The following is a 17,094-nucleotide window of genomic DNA, read 5'->3' as shown; positions in this document are numbered from 1 at the left end:
ATATGCCAAGCCACCTGCCTTGTTACAAGCACTTACCGGGAGAGTAGGATCAACTGAGTTGCCCTGTCTGTTCGAAGACCGCCAGTTGCTCAAGGTAAGGCTGAATATCACCTATGTTACTGGCCACCCAATCGGTGTCGAAATAGGTATCCAGGTAGCGCTCGCCGCTGTCGCACAGTAAAGTCACGATGGAGCCTTGTTCGCCGCGTGCTTTCATATCACTGGCGAGCTGCAGCACGCCGTACAGGTTGGTGCCGGTAGAAGCCCCGGCTTTTCGGCCTAGCAGCTTTTCCAGCCAGTGAACGATTGCGATACTGGCTGCATCCGGAATGGTGCGCATGTCATCGACCACGTCCGGGATGAAGCTTGGCTCGACACGCGGGCGGCCAATTCCTTCAATACGGCTGCCGCGCTCACCTTTCAGGGTGGGATTCCGGGTGAGGTAGTAATCGTGAAACACCGAATGCTCAGGATCCACCACACATAGCTGGGTGTCGTGCATCTGATAACGAATATAGCGGCCTATGGTGGCGGAGGTGCCGCCTGTGCCGGCGCTCATGACGATCCAGGTTGGTATCGGGTGCGCTTCTAACTGCATCTGTTCAAAAATGCTCTTGGCAATATTGTTATTGCCGCGCCAGTCGGTGGCACGTTCCGCATAGGTGAACTGATCCATGTAATGACCGTTCAGTTTTTCAGCCAAACGACGAGATTCGTCATAAATCTGGCAAGGGTCGTCTACAAAATGTGCCTGGCCGCCATAGAATTCAATTTGTTCAATTTTTTTACGGGCAGTCCGGCGGGGGACCACGGCAATAAACGGCAAGCCCAGCAAGCGGGCAAAATAGGCTTCAGAAACCGCGGTGCTGCCAGACGAGGATTCGATGATAGTCGTGTGCTCGCCAATCCAGCCATTGCACAGGCTGTAGAGGAACAGAGAACGGGCAAGACGGTGCTTCAGGCTGCCGGTCGGGTGAGTACTTTCATCCTTCAGATACAGGTCGATTCCTTCAATGGCCGGAATGTCCAGTTTGATGAGATGGGTATCGGCTGAGCGCTGAAAGTCGGCTTCGATTTTTCTGATGGCCTGGTTCACCCAGAGTGGATCGTGACGCATGAAACATCCTTGAAAATTGGCTGATTAACTCAATGAAAGTTTACGCTAACGGGAGGAAATTTCTTTGCTATTATTATTGTTGCTTTGATTAATTATAGAAATTTTTTCTTCAAAATAAACATTTCAGGGAAAAATATGGCCGAAAAGAATGCAGCGGAAATAGATACCACGGACCGATTGCTGCTGGACTTGCTGCAAATGGATGCCAGTCTGTCGCTTAATGATTTAGCAGAAGCGGTCAATCTGACTACTACTCCTTGCTGGAAACGTTTAAAACGGCTGGAAGAAGCGGGGATACTGAAGCGGCGGGTGGCCTTGCTGGATCCGGACAAATTAGGGCTGTCATTCATCGCCTTTGTCCAGATAAAAACCAGCGATCATTCTCAGGACTGGTATCACCGTTTTGTCGCGACAGTGAGTGAGTTTCCGGAAGTGATGGAGTTCTACCGGATGGCCGGAGAATACGACTACATGATGAAAGTTCAGATGGCAGATATGTCTGCGTTTGACAGCTTTTATAAAAAACTGGTCAACAGTATCAGCGGATTAACCAATGTGACCTCTACGTTTGCCATGGAACCCCTGAAATACACCACAGCGCTTCCTTTATAAATCTCTGATTTGTATTGAAAAAGTACTGTATAAAAACAAATATTCCGTTAACGCTGTGAAAATAGGCAGCATCACCTGCTGTTTTGCTGCCATTCCTTACATTTGGGTTGATAACCAGCCTGCCTTTTTGCCAATATGTTGCTAGATTGTCACCTCAGTGTGACGAGTGATTTTATCCTCTCGATCCACCCGACTTTATAATATTTTTCTGTTCTTCGGCTTACTTCTCGTGAGCAGACCGTGCTTTGCTGGAGGAAACATGCAGGTTTTTTGGCAACTCAGGTGGTACTTTCGGCAAGAGTGGCGGCGATATGGCGGCGCGATCGCTATTTTTGTCATTATTGCTTTTTTTGAACTGATTCCACCCCGGGCCATAGGCTGGATAGTCGACGGTGTGGTTGAAGGCAAAATGACCATCAACACCATGCTGATGTGGCTGGGCGGACTGGCCGCGATGTGGGTGCTGGTGTATGTGTTGCGGATAGTCTGGCGTCTGTGGTTGTTTGGCAGTGCCGCGAAACTGGGCACTGTGCTCAGAGACAAACTCTATCGCCATTTTACCCGGCAGGCGCCGAATTTTTTTGAGCGCCACAAAACCGGTGATCTGATGGCCCGTTCAACCAATGATGTCAATGCGCTGGTGATGACAGCCGGAGAAGGCGTACTGACCGCGGCGGATTCGCTGATCACCGGATTGGCGGTTTTGCTGATCATGACGACCCAGCTCAGCTGGCAACTGACGATTTTAGCGCTCCTGCCTATGCCTGTTATGGCCTTGCTGGTCTCGCGCTTTGGCAGCCAGCTGCATGACAGATTCAGCGAATCGCAGGCCGCTTTTTCCGCCCTGACGGACACCACGCAGGAATCGCTGAACGGCGTCAGGATGATCCGTGCTTTTGGTCTGGAGCAAAGGCAGCAGGCCGCGTTTGAGAAAGTCGTTGACCATGCCGGTGAAAAGAATTTCGGGGTGGTGCAAGTGGATGCCAAGTTTGACCCTGTGATCCAGCTGACAATCGGGATGTCCTTTTTCCTCAGTGTCGGTGGCGGGGCCTATTTAATTCATCAGGGGGAACTGACTCTGGGCGATCTGACCGCTTTTACTCTGTATCAGGGGTTGATGATCTGGCCGATGCTGGCCATTGCCTGGCTGTTCAATATTCTTGAGCGCGGCTCTGCGGCATGGAAACGCCTGCAGGAAATTTTAGATCAGGCTCCGACTATCGTCAGCGGCACCAAAGCACTGCCGGACACCCGTCAGGCGCTGGATATCCGGATTGAGGCATTTTCCTGGCCGCAGCAGCGCCAGCCTGCCCTGCAGGAGCTGGCGATCCACTTGTCGGCAGGTCAGATGCTGGGGCTGGCCGGGCCGGTAGGTTGCGGTAAATCTACCTTGCTGGCGCTGCTATTACGCCAGCAAGAGCTGAGCCATGGGCGCATTGCGTATGGCGGCGTGTGTATCCGCGATGCACTCCTGGAGCAATGGCGCAGCCGTTTTGCGGTGGTTAGCCAGAGTCCCTTCCTGTTTTCCCGCTCGATTGCCGATAACATTGCGCTGGGCAGGCCGGATGCCAGTATAGATGCCATCCGTCACGCTGCCGGATTAGCCTGTATTGATGAAGATATCATGCTGTTTCCTGAGGGGTATAACACTCTGGTCGGAGAAAAGGGCATCACGCTGTCCGGCGGTCAGAAACAGCGCATTGCGATTGCCAGGGCGCTGCTGCTCAATGCTGAAATTCTGGTGCTGGATGATGCGCTGTCGGCCGTCGACGGCAAAACAGAACACAGGATCCTGCGTAATCTGCGCAGTCAGCCTCAGCGGCAAACCGTGATTGTCATTGCCCATCGCCTGACCGCGCTGGAGCAGGCCGATGAAATCGTCGTGCTGCAGCACGGTCAGGTGAGCGAGCGCGGAACGCACGCGGACTTGCTGATCAATGATGACTGGTACGCCGAGATGCACCGCTACCAGAAACTGGAACAAGCCATTGAGGAGGGGCAATGAAAAGACAGGCAGTTAACCGGGCGGTATTACAACGGCTGCTCAGGTACGCGCTGGACGATAAGCGCAACCTGTTCATTGCTATCGCGTTATTGTTCGTGGCCTCACTGGCGGATGTGTCCGGTCCCTGGTTATTGCAGCGCTTTATCGACCATTATATTGCCGTCGATCAGTTTCCGGCGGCCGATGTCGCGGCGTTAGTGGCGGCCTATATTGCGCTGATGATGCTGGCGGGAGCGTTTAAATACGCCCAGTCGCTGCGTTTTAATCAGATTGCCATCGGCGTGGTGCAGAAAGTCCGCAAGCAATTGTTTACCCGGGTGATGAACCAGCCTCTGTCGGCCTTTGATTACATGCCCAGCGGCAAGCTGATCTCCCGGCTGACCAATGACACTGAATCGATTAAAGATTTCTATGTTTTTGTGATTGCGACCTTTTTAAAGAACGTCACGCTGATTGTGGTGATGCTCACTGTGATGTTTATCATGAGCTGGCGTCTGACCCTGGTGGTAATGGCGTTGTTGCCGGTTGTGGTGGGTGTGATGGTGGTGTACCAGCACAAAAGTGCCAGTGCCTATCGACGCATGCGCGATTTGCTGGCGGACATTAACTCCTCGATGAGCGAGTCCATCCAGGGGATGAGTCTGATCCAGCTTATGCGGCAGGAAAAAGCCTTCAGTGCCTATTTTGCCGGGCTGACCGATCAGCACCTCAAGGCGCAAATCGGGGTGACCAAACTGAACAGCATCTTACTGCGGCCCTTGATTGATCTGCTGTCCGGGATAGCCTTGCTGACGCTGGTGGCGCTGTTTGGTGTTGGTGGCACAGAGCTGATCGGGGTCGGGGTGCTGTATGCGTTTCTGAGCTATCTGGGCCGGGTCACCGAACCGCTGATCGAAATGACACAGCAATTATCATTGCTTCAGCAGGCACTGGTGGCCAGCGAGCGGATCTTTGCGCTGATCGACTCGCGCCAGCAAGCATACGGTGAGGATGAAAGGCCGCTGACCAGCGGGCATCTGGCATGCCGTAAGCTGAGCTTCAGCTATGACGGCAAGCAGAAAGTGCTGGACAACATTGATCTCGAACTGCCGCATCAGGGATTTCTGGCGCTGGTCGGGCATACGGGCAGCGGCAAAAGTACCCTGGCTTCGCTCATGATGGGCTTTTATCCAAGCTCCGAAGGCGGCGTCGAGTTAGATGGCCGTCCGCTGGAAAGCCTGAGCCGGCCTGTGCTTCGTCAGGGCATCGCCATGGTCCAGCAGGATCCGCACGTACTGAGTGATACCGTCAGGGAAAATGTCAGCCTGGGGCGGGAGATGACTGATGATCAGATCTGGCACGCATTAGAGACGGTCGGCCTGGCCGGACAGATAAAACAGTACGAGTTTGGTTTAGACACTGTGCTGGGAGGCGGGGAAGTGAACCTGTCTGCCGGACAGAAGCAGTTACTGGCACTGGCCCGTGTACTGGTGGAGCAGCCGAAAGTGCTGATACTGGACGAAGCGACTGCCAATATAGATTCAGGAACAGAGCAAAAAATTCAGCATACGCTCTCGGTGCTGCGTCAGAACATGAGTATTGTGGTAATTGCGCACCGGCTTTCAACCATCATGGATGCCGATGAGATTGTGGTATTGCATCATGGGGAAGTGATTGAAAGAGGCACGCATTTCAGCTTGCTTTCTGAGCGCAAACAGTACTGGCAAATGTACCAGTTGCAGCAGGTAAGTGATCATCTCCAGCATTTGGAAGAAGCACCTGCCGAGACAGCAGAAAATTGACATCAGCCTGACAAAAATGTACAAGTCATTCACTATAAATGGCTCCCGGGATAATGGTGGCATATTGCTATTCCGGGAGCTTTGCCGTTAGTGAGTGCTCAAGGTCTGTAAGGTGAATGTCTGCAAGATGAACGTCTTTTAGATGATCGTCTTCCAGATAAATCAGTCTTCACGTTTACGCATCAAACCTTCCTGTACGGCGGAAGCAACCAGCTCGCCGTCACGGTTATAAATCTCACCCCGGACCAGACCGCGTGAGCCGCTGGCTGATGGACTGTCAATGACATAAAGCAGCCAGTCGTCCATACGGAACGGGCGGTGGAACCACATGGAGTGATCTATGGTGGCCACCTGCATTTTCGGGGTCAGTAACGTGACGGCATGTGGTTGAAGGGCGGTGACCAGGAAACCCCAGTCTGAGGCATAGGCCAGCAGGTACTGGTGAATGCGAGGATCGTTCAACATTTCACCATTGGCTCTTATCCATAGGTATTGTTTAGCCGCCTCTGATTGAGGATGGAGCGGATTGACCACAGTGACCGGACGAACTTCAATCGGTCGCTCGCAGCCAAAGGTCTCGACAAATTTGCGGGGCAGCTGGTCTGCGATGGCTTTGACATGGTCCTGTTCAGGCTTCAGAGACTCGGGTGGTGGGGCATCTTCAGGCATTGGAAGCTGGTGGTTAAAGCCGTCTTCCAGCGCCTGATAAGACGCTGTCAGGTAAAAGATAGGGCGACCGTTCTGAATTGCTTTTACCCGGCGGGTGCTGAAGCTTTTACCGTCACGCAGGTTTTCGACATCGTAGATAATCGGTTTTTGCGGATCACCCGGCAGCAGGAAGTAGCTGTGGAAGGAATGGACAAACCGGTTCTCAGGCACAGTTTCTTTCGCTGCTGATAAGGACTGTCCGATGACCTGGCCACCATAAACCTGGGGTAAACCAAGATGTTCACTCTGGCCGCGGAACAAACCTTGTTCCAGTTGTTCTAAGTGCAACAGATTGAGAAGTTCGTTCAGTTCTTTGCTCATCGGAGCTCCAGTTATAATGCTATTATTAGCCAAATTTTTACAGTTAGTTATCCATAAACTCAAGGCGAAAGGTTCTGAAGTGTTAGAACCATCAGTTTGTGGGAGGAATATCAAGGGCAGGGTACAACGATGAAAAAGATGTTTGCGTTACTAACCTTATTGGTCACGGCTATGGTTATCTCAGCATGTACAAATATGATCAATAAAGAAGCAGGTGTCGAAAAAGTTGAAGGTAATCTGACGTATCGTGAGCGTATGGCGCTTCCGGATGATGCGCTGATTACGGTGACCTTGTCTGATGTTTCTCTGATGGATGTGCCCGCGACAGTGATCAGCCGCCAGTCGTACCTGGCTGCAGGCAAGCAGGTGCCTTTTTCATTCAGCCTCCAGTATATGGAAGAAGAGATTAAGCCATCTCATACCTATGCCGTGAGCGCGCGAATCGAAGTGAACGGTAAGCTGCTGTTCATCACAGATACTGCCAATCATGTGATTACCGATCCGTCCAAAACCACTCAGTTGGATCTGATGCTGGTACGCGCAGCACAATAACTGCATAACCGCACCCTTATACTTAAAACCCGGCTTTTATGCCGGGTTTTGCTTATTCAGGAGATCTCTCTTCTGGGTATCCATCCCAACGGTAACGCTTCAAAGCAATCCTGCCCGTAACAGAAACCTCAATGCCATCAGCAATCAGACATTGCCGCTGGCGCAGGAAGTCATCACCCTGCTGTGAAATTTTCCCCTGACTGTTGATCACCCGGAACCAGGGCAGCGCAGAGCCTTCCGGCAACTGACCTAACAGCTTTCCCACATGACGGGCATAACCGGGAAAGCCCGCAAAGCGGGCAATATCACCGTAAGTCGACACTTTGCCGTCGGGGATCTGCGCGATCTGGCTGTAGATTTGATTCTTAAAGTCGTCCATATTGGGATCCTGGGTAACAATTTGTGCAGGGAGGTGCAAATGTTATATACCACAATCCTGGCTGTCATGAGCATGTTACTGACCATTGTCGGGGTCAGCGCCCTTGGGCTCGCACAGCATCATTTAACTGTGCTTGCGGTGGCCATCCCCGCACTGTGGCTGTTGCCGCAAGGCGGCGTGTCCGCTGTGATGCTGTTAATGGGTATCGGCATGTTTGGCGCCGTATTGCCTTTTCAGCCGCTCGCCCTCTCGGTGAGCCTGCTGATGATGCTCCCTGTCCTGACTGTCTCTTTCTCGCCCCGGGGCAACTGGCAGGTTGCGGCGTTACTCTTTGCTGTGGTGATCGCCATGGATGCCGGCTTACTGGCCTTGCAGGGCGAAGAAAAACTGGCAGGCCAGGCCGCGTATACCTTGCTGCAGGTGCTGGCGGTCTGTTTCATCTGGCTTGCCGCTCGCTACTGGCGCCCGGTTAAAGCGAATTATGGCTGGCCATTACTGCTGGCAGTGCCTTTATGGCTCGGTGGGCTGACACCGGCCGCCTTGGTTGTACTGTGCATCATAGGTGTCATCGTCGCACTTCAGACACTGTACCAGCAGAATCAGCTTGTCTGGGTAACAAGGCTCAACTGGGTATTACCGGCGATTGCCTTTGCCACCCTGGTGGTGATCCCCGAATTTGAAGTGCCTAATCCCGTTTTAGTCGCCTGGCTGCTGGTGCTGGGCAGCGCCTCGCTGGCCGAATATTTACTCAACGAATTCGAAAGTACATAAAGGGAACCCGGCAGATGGGTAATAATCCAGCAGTCAGCAGCACGCGGCTTGCCAATGCCTTGCATTGTCTTTGGGGTTAGTGGATAATCCGTCCCGTTCTCGCAATTACCTGAAAGGGTTATCAGTGAGACATCGAATCTATGGAGGCCCCCATTGGTCCTCCCGCAACACTAACTCGTGAACCCGGTCAGGCCTGGAAGGGAGCAGCCGCAGCGAGCGACGTGTGTGCCGGGATGTGGCTGGTGGGGGTCTCCACCCATCTGGCGTTTGTGTTGCTTGCACCATAAGCCTGCATAATTCCCCTAAAAGCGTACATAATTGGCACCATAAGCGTGCATAAGCTATTTTTGTTGTAGTTTAACAACAAAACGGGCTAGGCATTATGTATCGTCGTCAGCTCGAATATTCCCGCGTAAAAAACTATTTAAATTTGTAAGTACCAAGTGCAGTGGTAATGACCCCGAACAGCATTTTAGGTGGTCAAGACAGCACTAAAGAAAGAGCTGTATCATTATAAGATAACGTCGTCCATTTTCTGCAAAGATCAAACTTGAAGCTGCATGTTTGGTGCTTAACCAGAGGTACTCAATTTCTAAAGCCAGTCACTCCTAAAATATGAATGAAACGGTACTATTCTGAGAACTAGCTATTTAGGAACCTTAACTTTTATCTAATATGAGACCAGAGGCACAAAAGAATAGGTAAACAATTTAGTTCTTGCAATTCCAGTCAATCGGTTAATGATTCTGCTCTAAATGTTTATCCTAGCCTAATCTTCTGATTTTTATGAATATGGTATGTAACTAGGCTGTTTGTTTTTATTGGGAGCACTTTGAAAGATAAGTTATTTTCTGTGACAATACAAAAATTGGGAATGTTAAAAATTAAGAGATCTTGCCCATGTTTCGCCGGGAAGCGGTAAATCATCAATATAATAAACTTTGGGGAGATGTAACTCTTTCTCAACCATTAAGCCACCGGGCTTTTTTCTTTCTTTTGGTTTTAATATTCCTCAGTGGTATGTTTTTTATTTTTAATGCAGAGTATAAGAAAAAACAAACAGTAAGTGGTTATTTACTGCCGAATAAAGGTGTTATTAAAACTTACTCGCCTGGCAGTGTTTATGTGACAGAGGTTTTTATTCAGGAAGGGCAGTACATAGAATATGGAATGCCTTTGTTTAGGCTTAAATACAAGCACAGTACAGATTTAGGGATAGACCTGAATGATATTCTTTCAGAAGAAATTAATAAGCAGCTTTCAATAATTAATGATCAGAAGATTCGAACACATAAGCTTTTCGAAAACAGGAAACGAGCATTCAATGAAGAGATTAACTCGAAACAGACTCAGATCGAATTGATTAATCTGAAAATTATTCAGGCCGAATCGCGTAAATTAATGGCTGAAAATCGACTTTTTAATTATGAAAAGATGTCAGAGAAAGGCTTCTTGTCAGACATTGATGAAGAGAGTCAAAGAGACCTTTTGCTAACACTACAACAAGATATTGTCACCCTAAAAGCAAAAGTTGCACTTCAAGAGCAGGAGATACGTAACCTCAATATAGAACTCGAACAGTTACCCCTCGAAGAAGAAAAAGAAATACAAGACCTGTTATTATCTGAGTCGCAGAAAAAGAATCGTTTGACTGAATTATCCGGAAAAAGTGAAATCCTTTTACGTAGTTCATCAACTGGCCGAGTGACGGGTTTAGATATAAAAGTAGGTCAATTACTTCGGCCACAGCAGTATATGTCGAGTATTTTGCCTGAAGGATCGGTTTTATATGCAGAGCTGATGGTTCCCACGAGTGCTTTCGGCTTTGTTTCTAAAGGTCAGGTCGCAAGAATAAAACTCGATGCATTTCCGTTTCAAAAATTCGGCATGTTGGATTCTGAAATATATGAAATGACAGGAAATATTATTCTTCCAGGAGAATTCACTCTTCCTATTGCGAATACTGAACCTATGTATCGAATTAAAGCAAAGCTTGCCAAACAAACAGTTCAGGCATACGGAAAAGAAGTGCCTTTACAAGCAGGAATGCAACTTGAAGCTGACATTATTACTGATACACGGTCATTAGCTGAGTGGTTAATGGAACCGTTGTTTAGTTTGAGAGGAGTTGTGGAGTTTTAGGGCTTTAGGTCTATCTGCATGGTAAGGTTAATAAGGGAATATTAAGCATTGAAAACAATACTCCAGTCAGAAGCTGCAGAATGTGGCTTGTCGTGTTTAGCTATGATTGCGGACAGTTATGGTTATAAATCAGATTTGAATTCTCTTAGAAACAAGTATACTCAGACCCTAAAAGGCGTTAATTTACAACAGCTTATTAATATTGCTGACGAGTTGAATTTAGCTGGTCGAGCGTTAAAACTGACTCTCGAACAGCTGGGCCATTTAAAATTACCCTGTATCATTCACTGGGACATGAATCATTTTGTGGTGCTTCTATCGGTATCTAATAAGTCTGTGACGATTGTTGACCCTGCTATAGGTAAACGGACTCTGTCTCTGGAGAGTATAAGTGATCATTTTACCGGAATAGCGCTAGAGTTAACGCCGACAAAAGCCTTCAAAAAACAAGATGTCAGGGTGAAGATGAGACTTTCTCAGTTTATTCACTCGGTAAATGGCCTAAAACCTGTTCTTTTTCAGCTTTTTGCGCTGTCGTGCATATTGCAGGTGTTTGCTTTGGCGAGCCCGTATTATATGCAACTCGCGATAGACGAAGTGATTGTGAGTTTTGATCAAAGCCTGCTCTCAATGCTCGCACTGGGCTTTGGCTTAGTGGTTTTACTTAATGTAGCTACCAGTGCATTGCGTGGCTTTGTTGTTATCCACCTTGGTGCGACCCTTAACCAGCAACTGGCCTTCAATCTTTTCCAGCACTTAATGCGTTTACCCTTGAGCTTTTTTTCAAAGCGCCATATGGGCGACATCGTATCCAGATTTGGGTCGTTGGAACAAATAAAGCAAATGCTAACAACAGCTATGGTGGAAGCCGTTATTGATGGCATCATGGCAGTGATGACGTTAGTCATGATTTATCTCTATAGTCCGCAACTTGCGTGGGTAGTATCAGCGGCTATGCTGCTATACCTCTTATTGCGTTGTTTGTGGTACCGACCACTTCATGAAATTTCCGAAGAAGCCATTGTGGCTGATGCAACTGAAAACACCAACTTTATGGAAAATGTGCGTGCAATGCAGACCATAAAGCTTTTTGGTATTGAAGCAAAACGACAGGCTCTTTGGCAGAACCATTATACAAAGGCGTTGAACCTCAATGTACGAGTAGAGCGGTTAAATCTGGCCTATAACCTTTCCAAGAATTTTCTTTTTGGTGTTGAAAATGTTCTGGTTATTTTTCTTGGCTCACAGCTTGTTATGGCTTCAGGTGGAGATGAAATTTTTACTATCGGCATGTTCATGGCGTTCATGGCCTATAAAATGCAACTTATACAGCGGTTCTCTTCACTAGTCGATAAGCTCATTGAGTTCAAAATGCTGGGTTTACATTTAGAACGCCTTTCTGATTTGGCACAAGCTGAACAGGAAACCCACTTACACTCCAAGCAAAATCATGATATGTCAGGTCAGCTGAGCATCAATAATATATCTTTTCGCCATTCCTCGGGAGAGCCTTATTTATTCCAGAATCTGAGAGCAACGTTTGAGCCCGGAGAGTGTGTGGCAATCGTTGGGGCTTCAGGAGGTGGAAAAACGACATTGATGAAAGTCATGCTTGGGCTGTATCAACCTGAATCTGGTGAAGTAACTGTCGATGGGAAAAGCCTGGATGAACTGGGACACCTTCAGTATCGACGTCAAATAGCGACCGTTATGCAGTCGGATGAATTGTTGTCGGGATCTATTGCCGAAAATATCGGTCAATTTGATCCAAATCTCGATATAGATAGTGTTAAGGCATGCGCAAAAATGGCAGCCATTGATCAAGATATTATGGCGATGACAATGCAGTACAACTCGCTTGTTGGTGACTTGGGCTCAAGCCTTTCGGGTGGACAAAAGCAGCGAGTGCTTCTTGCGAGGGCGTTATATCGCAGCCCTAAAATACTGTTCTTAGATGAAGCGACTTCTCATTTGGATATTGCTTCAGAAAGTGCCGTTAATCGTTCTCTTTCTGAACTTAACATTACTCGCATTCTTATCGCTCACCGCAAGGAAACAATACAAATGGCTGATCGAGTATTGGAGCTTAGGGATGGGCAGTTGTTTGAAGTAACCGCTCAGTACAAAAGTATCAGCAAGATTACTGAATACTCCCAGTGACTAACATAACAACCAGAGAACAAGCTATGAGTTCAATTTGGGCGAAGGAACCTGATCGTATAAACATTATTAACAGCTTACTTCATGATATTTGTTCTTACTTAAATGAAAAAGCGACGGACACTGATCCATCGCTCTATCGTGGATTGGCAGGTCAATTGCTCTTTCAATGGAATTTGAGAAAGTATAACGAATCCTTAGTCGACCTAACGCGCTTTGAAAAAAAGTTCGATATGTTTCAATCTCAAATGAGTGATCTGAAGGATATCTCGTTTGGTAAAGGATTGAGTGGGTGCTGCTGGCTCCTTGAGTTGTTGTCTGCTGAAGCTGATGAAGCAGAGTATGATCAGGAGATTAATCGAGATTTCGAATTGTATCTGGCTGAAACGTTTAGCGATCATCAATGGAGTGGTGATTATGAACTCGTATTTGGTCTGGCTGGCTATGCGGTTTTTTGTCGCAGGCGTTTTATTAATAATCCCCACGAAAAGGCGTATCGTTCAATACTTGAAACATTAACCAGAAGTGCAGTGAATACAAAAGACGGATTGAGCTGGAGTACACCTGTCTCATCAGCACTACGTTTTAATTGTTCCTCTGATAATGAATTTAATCTTGGTGTAGCGCATGGCGTAGGCTCTGCTATTGCAACACTCAGTTTTGCTCTTCCGCTAATTGGGGACGAATGGCAGCAAATCAAAGGGATCTTAGAGCGCTCTTGCCAGTGTTTATTGGCTAATCACAACTCGCCCGAAGCCAGTACATTTTTTGGTTATTATGCTGGACAGACATGCGAGACACGCCTTGGTTGGTGTTATGGTGATCTTAGTGCTGCCTGGGTACTGTCAAACGCCGCTTCAGCATTGAAAGACGAAGCAATGTTGAGTCGTGCAAAGGAAATTGCATTGGCTTCGACTCATCGTACATTGCAGGGATCGGGTGTGGATGACGGTGGATTATGCCACGGCAGTTCAGGTTTGTTTCATATTTATCGTAAGCTGTACAAAAAATTTGGTTTATCTGAGTTCTATGACGCCGCTGACTACTGGCTTGACTATACATTGTCTCTTTATCGGGAAAAAGGATTATCCGGACTCAATCAGTATGTATCAGAACAGGGTGTTTCTATCGAAAATGCAGGACTTTTGGAAGGCTATTCTGGTATTGGTCTCTGTCTACTAACTGCAGTTGGCGTTGATGACAGTTGGGATGATTGTTTGCTCCTCAGTTAATTAGAACTTCCTTTACAATAATCAATCACATTAAGCACCGCTGCTTTTCTTCATTCGATTTACCGTCAATCTAGCCTTAGTTTACTTAGGGGGGAATGACGATTTAAGACATGGACAATGATATGAAAAAAATAAAGTGTGACAATTTCTTTGTTATGAGAACACCAAGTCTGCCTGTGACTGATTATTTTTCATGGGAAGGTGACGACGAGCAACTTACCAACACTTTGGAGAACTGGCTCGAATATCCGAAAGTCAGGGAAGCACTGTATCTATCTAGTCCATCATTATTGTCAAGAATCCCGATATGGAAAAAAGATCCCAACAGTAAACAAGGGAAAAAAATTGGGTGTGCATTGCTAAAATACTATATACGGATGCATTGTCGCCCTACGCCATTTGGCTTGTTTGCTGGTATCAGCAAAGGGGAATTTAGCCATACAACAGATTTGTGTTGCTTACCGTGGGAAGAAGATAAACGAAAAACCAGGCTCGATATGTTATATCTTTCAGGGATACGTGATTATCTTTCCCTGGAGGAAAATATTACAAAACACACTGTAGTGAAATCGAACACTACCCTTTATCACTCAGGCCACCGCACATTGAGGTATATCGAGTCTTATCAATCTGGTAATGCATTGAATTACCAACTTAGTGAGGCTGAAACAGATGAGTACCTTGACTCCATACTAGAGCTCACAAATAAAGGCATAACTTTAAATGTGTTAGTAGATAAATTTTCAGATGCTTATCCGTTAATTGCAAGGGACGATATAAGGCAATACGTAGAAGATCTTCTTAGTGAGAAGATCTTAATATTGGATATGCCTTTGCCTCTCACAGCAGAAGAGCCATCTTCGCATTTGGTGAAATCTCTCTCTATGTCAGGGCTAATGAAGTACTCGTCGGTATTACATTCGGTAGTTGACACCCTCCAAGATTTCGACACCAAAACGCATGTCAGCACTGAAAGTTATTCAGAGGTGGTAGATAAGCTAAAAGCATTACCTTTTCCGCTTAATCCTACAAAGTTGATTCAGGTAGATACGGAGCGTAATTTTTCATCAAAGCTCCTCAGCAGGGATATTGCTGATTCCATTGAAACAGCATGTTCATTACTAGCAGGGGTCACGCACGAAGCAGCGAATCCACTCAAAAATTTTATCACTCAATTTCAGCGTCGATATGAGGGGCGTTTTGTCCCTCTCAATAAAGTGCTAGATGATGAATCAGGGATTACCTTTGGATCTGAGAAAGGCTACGAATCACCTCTATTGGCAGGTATTCCCCTGAGTGTGAGTTCAGCTAATGGTAAAGCTCTAGAAAGCACACCGTTGGATGACCTGCTCTTGAAAAAATTATGTCGTAGGGGGGCCTTTGCTGAGGAAGAAATTTACCTGGATCGGAAAGAGCTAGAAAAGTGTGCAAGGCCGGGTAAGACGGAGTTGCCGGTTTCGTTTGGAGTTCAGGCCTCCTTATTCGAAACAGGAGATGAAAAGGAAACCTTGATTCATTTTCAGGGTTGCTATGGTCCATCAGCAGCGAATTTTTTAGGTCGTTTTTGTCATCTGGATAAGGATCTCACAAAAAAAGTAAGAGAGCACCTTCAAAGAGAAGAAAATTCGCGACCTGAAGCTATCTTTGCGGAAGTGATCCATTTACCGGATGGTAGACCTGGAAACGTTATTTCACGCCCTAAGCTGAGGAATCATGAAATTGTATTTTTGGCGGATTCGGATCTCGATGAAAATTTTCAAATCCAGCCTAAAGAGCTTTTTGTTTATGTTGAAAACAATCGGGTACGTCTGTGGTCAAAACGGTTGGGTAAAGAAGTGATTCCCCGAATGTCTTGTGCCCATAACTTCAATGCAAACAGTTTGGGAATATATAAATTTCTCTGCCAGATCCAACAGCAAAATATACAACTCCCCCAATTTATTTGGCCTAAAGCACTGAGCGTGGCGGAAGTATTACCAAGGGTGAAGCTTGGTAATATTATCTTATCTCCCAGAACGTGGAACCTTCAAAGGAAACTATTCATTGAATTAGAAAAGATGCCGAAATCTCAGTTTACTGAGCAAGTTAACCGTTTTCTTTCTAAGTATGACCTGCCAGAAAATGTTGTATTTTCACTACATGACAATGCATTGACATTGAACTTAAGAAGCGCTAAGTGTCTTCAGGTTCTTTTGAGCGAAACGCAAGGTTTGGATACCGTAAAGCTTCAGGAGTCTCTAAATCATATTTATTCACCACTCGTGAAAGAGCAGAGTGATAGCGTTAAAAGATATGCAAACGAAGTTCATTTTTTGTGCATGAATCAGGAAAAGAAGGGAGTCGGTTCAGTGCCGGAATCGACAGCAACATTTAGTGAGCCGAGCCAAGAGAAAAGGCGTTTTATGCCAGGAAATGAATGGCTTTCTTTGCATATTTATGGAGGAAACTCAGATGTTGAGAACCTTCTTACTAAACATTTATCTCCTCTTATTAAAACAATGCAGAAAGAGAATCTTTTCAGCAATTGGTTTTTCATACGATATAGCGATCCTGATTGGCACCTCCGTCTTCGATTTAGAGGCGAACCGAAAACCTTGCTAAGTCGAGTACTCCCCGCGGTTTCAGAGGTGCTTTGCTCATTAACAGAGGTTGATAAGCTTGCTCATTTCACAGTCGCACCTTATGAGAGAGAAATAGAAAGGTATGGGGGGGATGCTACTATTGCTATTGCTGAGTCCTTGTTTGAGGTTTGCTCAGAAACCACACTTAAGGTTTTAAGTCAAATTGATATGCATGGAGAAAGTCTACGCTGGAGAGCTGCTATTATGATTTCAGACAGCGTACTTTCATCATTTGGTTACGAGTTAACTGATAAACTTTCGTTAATTAGTCGGTTACGTAGGGCGTTTGGGAAAGAATTCTCTGAAACGTCAGCGCTTCGTAAAATATTGGGGCGTAAGTACAGAGAATTGTCTGGTTTCCTTCATTCTGATTTATCTAGAGATAACTCTTTCCCTGTGAATTATCCCCCTTCTGAGCTCTTTTCAATTGTCCAGTCTCATGAAAAAAGTGTTTCAGTATTCAGCAGTAAGTTACTTAGTTTAAGTGGTGATGAAACAATAATATCGAAAGACGAGTTGTTGGCTTCTCTTCTTCATATGCAACTTAATAGAATTTTTAGGGCTTACAATAGGCAGCACGAGTTTGTAGTCTACGATTTTCTTCGAAGATACTACTTGAGTACACAAACACTTACGACTAATAACTAATTTATCATTTTCATAATTACGTGACTAGCCGCATAATAGAGCATA

At 46.5% G+C, this 17,094-nt stretch carries 12 protein-coding genes and 1 other RNA gene; 10 read left to right on the top strand and 3 right to left on the bottom strand.

What is annotated here, in order from left to right:
- Window positions 1–49: 49 nt before the first annotated feature.
- A complete protein-coding gene (locus KCG43_RS04940) occupies window positions 50–1,117 on the bottom strand; it encodes a PLP-dependent cysteine synthase family protein (RefSeq protein WP_218383692.1) in 1,068 nt (355 codons plus the stop codon).
- Window positions 1,118–1,252: 135 nt separating this feature from the next.
- On the opposite strand from KCG43_RS04940, the gene KCG43_RS04935 reads away from it, so the two are divergent.
- From KCG43_RS04935 to KCG43_RS04925, 3 genes are all read left to right on the top strand, one after another.
- On the top strand, window positions 1,253–1,729 hold the full coding sequence (locus KCG43_RS04935; RefSeq protein ID WP_218383685.1) for an Lrp/AsnC family transcriptional regulator: 477 nt from the start codon (window positions 1,253–1,255) through the stop codon (window positions 1,727–1,729).
- A gap of 259 nt (window positions 1,730–1,988) precedes the next feature.
- On the top strand, window positions 1,989–3,734 hold the full coding sequence (locus tag KCG43_RS04930) for an ABC transporter transmembrane domain-containing protein (RefSeq protein ID WP_218383683.1): 1,746 nt from the start codon (window positions 1,989–1,991) through the stop codon (window positions 3,732–3,734).
- Entirely contained in the window at window positions 3,731–5,515 is a 1,785-nt protein-coding gene (locus tag KCG43_RS04925; RefSeq protein WP_218383680.1) for a SmdB family multidrug efflux ABC transporter permease/ATP-binding protein, read from the top strand. The genes KCG43_RS04930 and KCG43_RS04925 overlap by 4 nt, the downstream gene beginning before the upstream one ends.
- Before the next feature lie 162 nt (window positions 5,516–5,677).
- Here the strand turns inward: KCG43_RS04925 and tesB are convergent, their stop codons facing one another.
- Window positions 5,678–6,544: an acyl-CoA thioesterase II gene (gene tesB / locus KCG43_RS04920; protein ID WP_218383677.1), complete on the bottom strand. Its 867-nt coding sequence runs from the start codon at window positions 6,542–6,544 to the stop codon at window positions 5,678–5,680.
- 129 nt (window positions 6,545–6,673) lie between these two features.
- On the opposite strand from tesB, the gene KCG43_RS04915 reads away from it, so the two are divergent.
- Window positions 6,674–7,096 carry a YbaY family lipoprotein gene (locus tag KCG43_RS04915; protein ID WP_218383675.1) on the top strand — a complete coding sequence of 141 codons (423 nt, stop codon included), beginning with the start codon at window positions 6,674–6,676 and terminating at the stop codon, window positions 7,094–7,096.
- Window positions 7,097–7,148: 52 nt separating this feature from the next.
- On the opposite strand, the gene KCG43_RS04910 is transcribed toward KCG43_RS04915, so the two are convergent.
- Window positions 7,149–7,475, bottom strand: coding sequence for an MGMT family protein (locus KCG43_RS04910; protein ID WP_218383673.1), 327 nt, complete (start codon window positions 7,473–7,475; stop codon window positions 7,149–7,151).
- Between the two features lie 39 nt (window positions 7,476–7,514).
- Between KCG43_RS04910 and KCG43_RS04905 the strand changes: the two genes are divergently transcribed.
- The 6 genes from KCG43_RS04905 to KCG43_RS04880 all read left to right on the top strand — a co-directional run bounded on the left by KCG43_RS04905 (window position 7,515) and on the right by KCG43_RS04880 (window position 17,049).
- The gene (locus tag KCG43_RS04905) at window positions 7,515–8,246 is read left to right on the top strand and encodes a hypothetical protein (protein ID WP_218383670.1); all 732 of its coding nucleotides are present in this window, start codon (window positions 7,515–7,517) and stop codon (window positions 8,244–8,246) included.
- Window positions 8,247–8,397: 151 nt separating this feature from the next.
- An RNA gene (ffs, locus tag KCG43_RS04900) (signal recognition particle sRNA small type) lies at window positions 8,398–8,494 on the top strand.
- 652 nt (window positions 8,495–9,146) lie between these two features.
- Window positions 9,147–10,388: an HlyD family secretion protein gene (locus KCG43_RS04895; RefSeq protein ID WP_218383668.1), complete on the top strand. Its 1,242-nt coding sequence runs from the start codon at window positions 9,147–9,149 to the stop codon at window positions 10,386–10,388.
- A 48-nt stretch (window positions 10,389–10,436) separates the two neighbouring features.
- Window positions 10,437–12,548, top strand: coding sequence for a peptidase domain-containing ABC transporter (locus KCG43_RS04890; RefSeq protein WP_218383666.1), 2,112 nt, complete (start codon window positions 10,437–10,439; stop codon window positions 12,546–12,548).
- 26 nt (window positions 12,549–12,574) lie between these two features.
- Entirely contained in the window at window positions 12,575–13,780 is a 1,206-nt protein-coding gene (locus tag KCG43_RS04885; protein WP_218383664.1) for a lanthionine synthetase LanC family protein, read from the top strand.
- A 122-nt stretch (window positions 13,781–13,902) separates the two neighbouring features.
- On the top strand, window positions 13,903–17,049 hold the full coding sequence (locus KCG43_RS04880) for a lantibiotic dehydratase (RefSeq protein ID WP_218383662.1): 3,147 nt from the start codon (window positions 13,903–13,905) through the stop codon (window positions 17,047–17,049).
- Window positions 17,050–17,094 lie beyond the last annotated feature (45 nt).

It is taken from the genome of Photobacterium sp. WH24 (assembly GCF_019204055.1).
GTDB classification, from domain to species: domain Bacteria; phylum Pseudomonadota; class Gammaproteobacteria; order Enterobacterales; family Vibrionaceae; genus Photobacterium; species Photobacterium arenosum.
Note: the sequence above shows the minus strand (reverse complement) of the source record. Positions and strands in the feature narration are given on the sequence as shown.

What these genes read in the sequence shown, in the direction of transcription:
- KCG43_RS04905 (WP_218383670.1), top strand. Translation starts at nt 7,515, where the DNA reads ATGTTATATACCACAATCCTGGCTGTCATGAGCATGTTACTGACCATT.
- KCG43_RS04880 (WP_218383662.1), top strand. Translation starts at nt 13,903, where the DNA reads ATGAAAAAAATAAAGTGTGACAATTTCTTTGTTATGAGAACACCAAGT.
- KCG43_RS04940 (WP_218383692.1), bottom strand. Translation starts at nt 1,117, where the DNA reads ATGCGTCACGATCCACTCTGGGTGAACCAGGCCATCAGAAAAATCGAA.
- KCG43_RS04930 (WP_218383683.1), top strand. Translation starts at nt 1,989, where the DNA reads ATGCAGGTTTTTTGGCAACTCAGGTGGTACTTTCGGCAAGAGTGGCGG.
- tesB (WP_218383677.1), bottom strand. Translation starts at nt 6,544, where the DNA reads ATGAGCAAAGAACTGAACGAACTTCTCAATCTGTTGCACTTAGAACAA.
- KCG43_RS04935 (WP_218383685.1), top strand. Translation starts at nt 1,253, where the DNA reads ATGGCCGAAAAGAATGCAGCGGAAATAGATACCACGGACCGATTGCTG.
- KCG43_RS04925 (WP_218383680.1), top strand. Translation starts at nt 3,731, where the DNA reads ATGAAAAGACAGGCAGTTAACCGGGCGGTATTACAACGGCTGCTCAGG.
- KCG43_RS04910 (WP_218383673.1), bottom strand. Translation starts at nt 7,475, where the DNA reads ATGGACGACTTTAAGAATCAAATCTACAGCCAGATCGCGCAGATCCCC.
- KCG43_RS04915 (WP_218383675.1), top strand. Translation starts at nt 6,674, where the DNA reads ATGAAAAAGATGTTTGCGTTACTAACCTTATTGGTCACGGCTATGGTT.
- KCG43_RS04885 (WP_218383664.1), top strand. Translation starts at nt 12,575, where the DNA reads ATGAGTTCAATTTGGGCGAAGGAACCTGATCGTATAAACATTATTAAC.
- KCG43_RS04895 (WP_218383668.1), top strand. Translation starts at nt 9,147, where the DNA reads ATGTTTCGCCGGGAAGCGGTAAATCATCAATATAATAAACTTTGGGGA.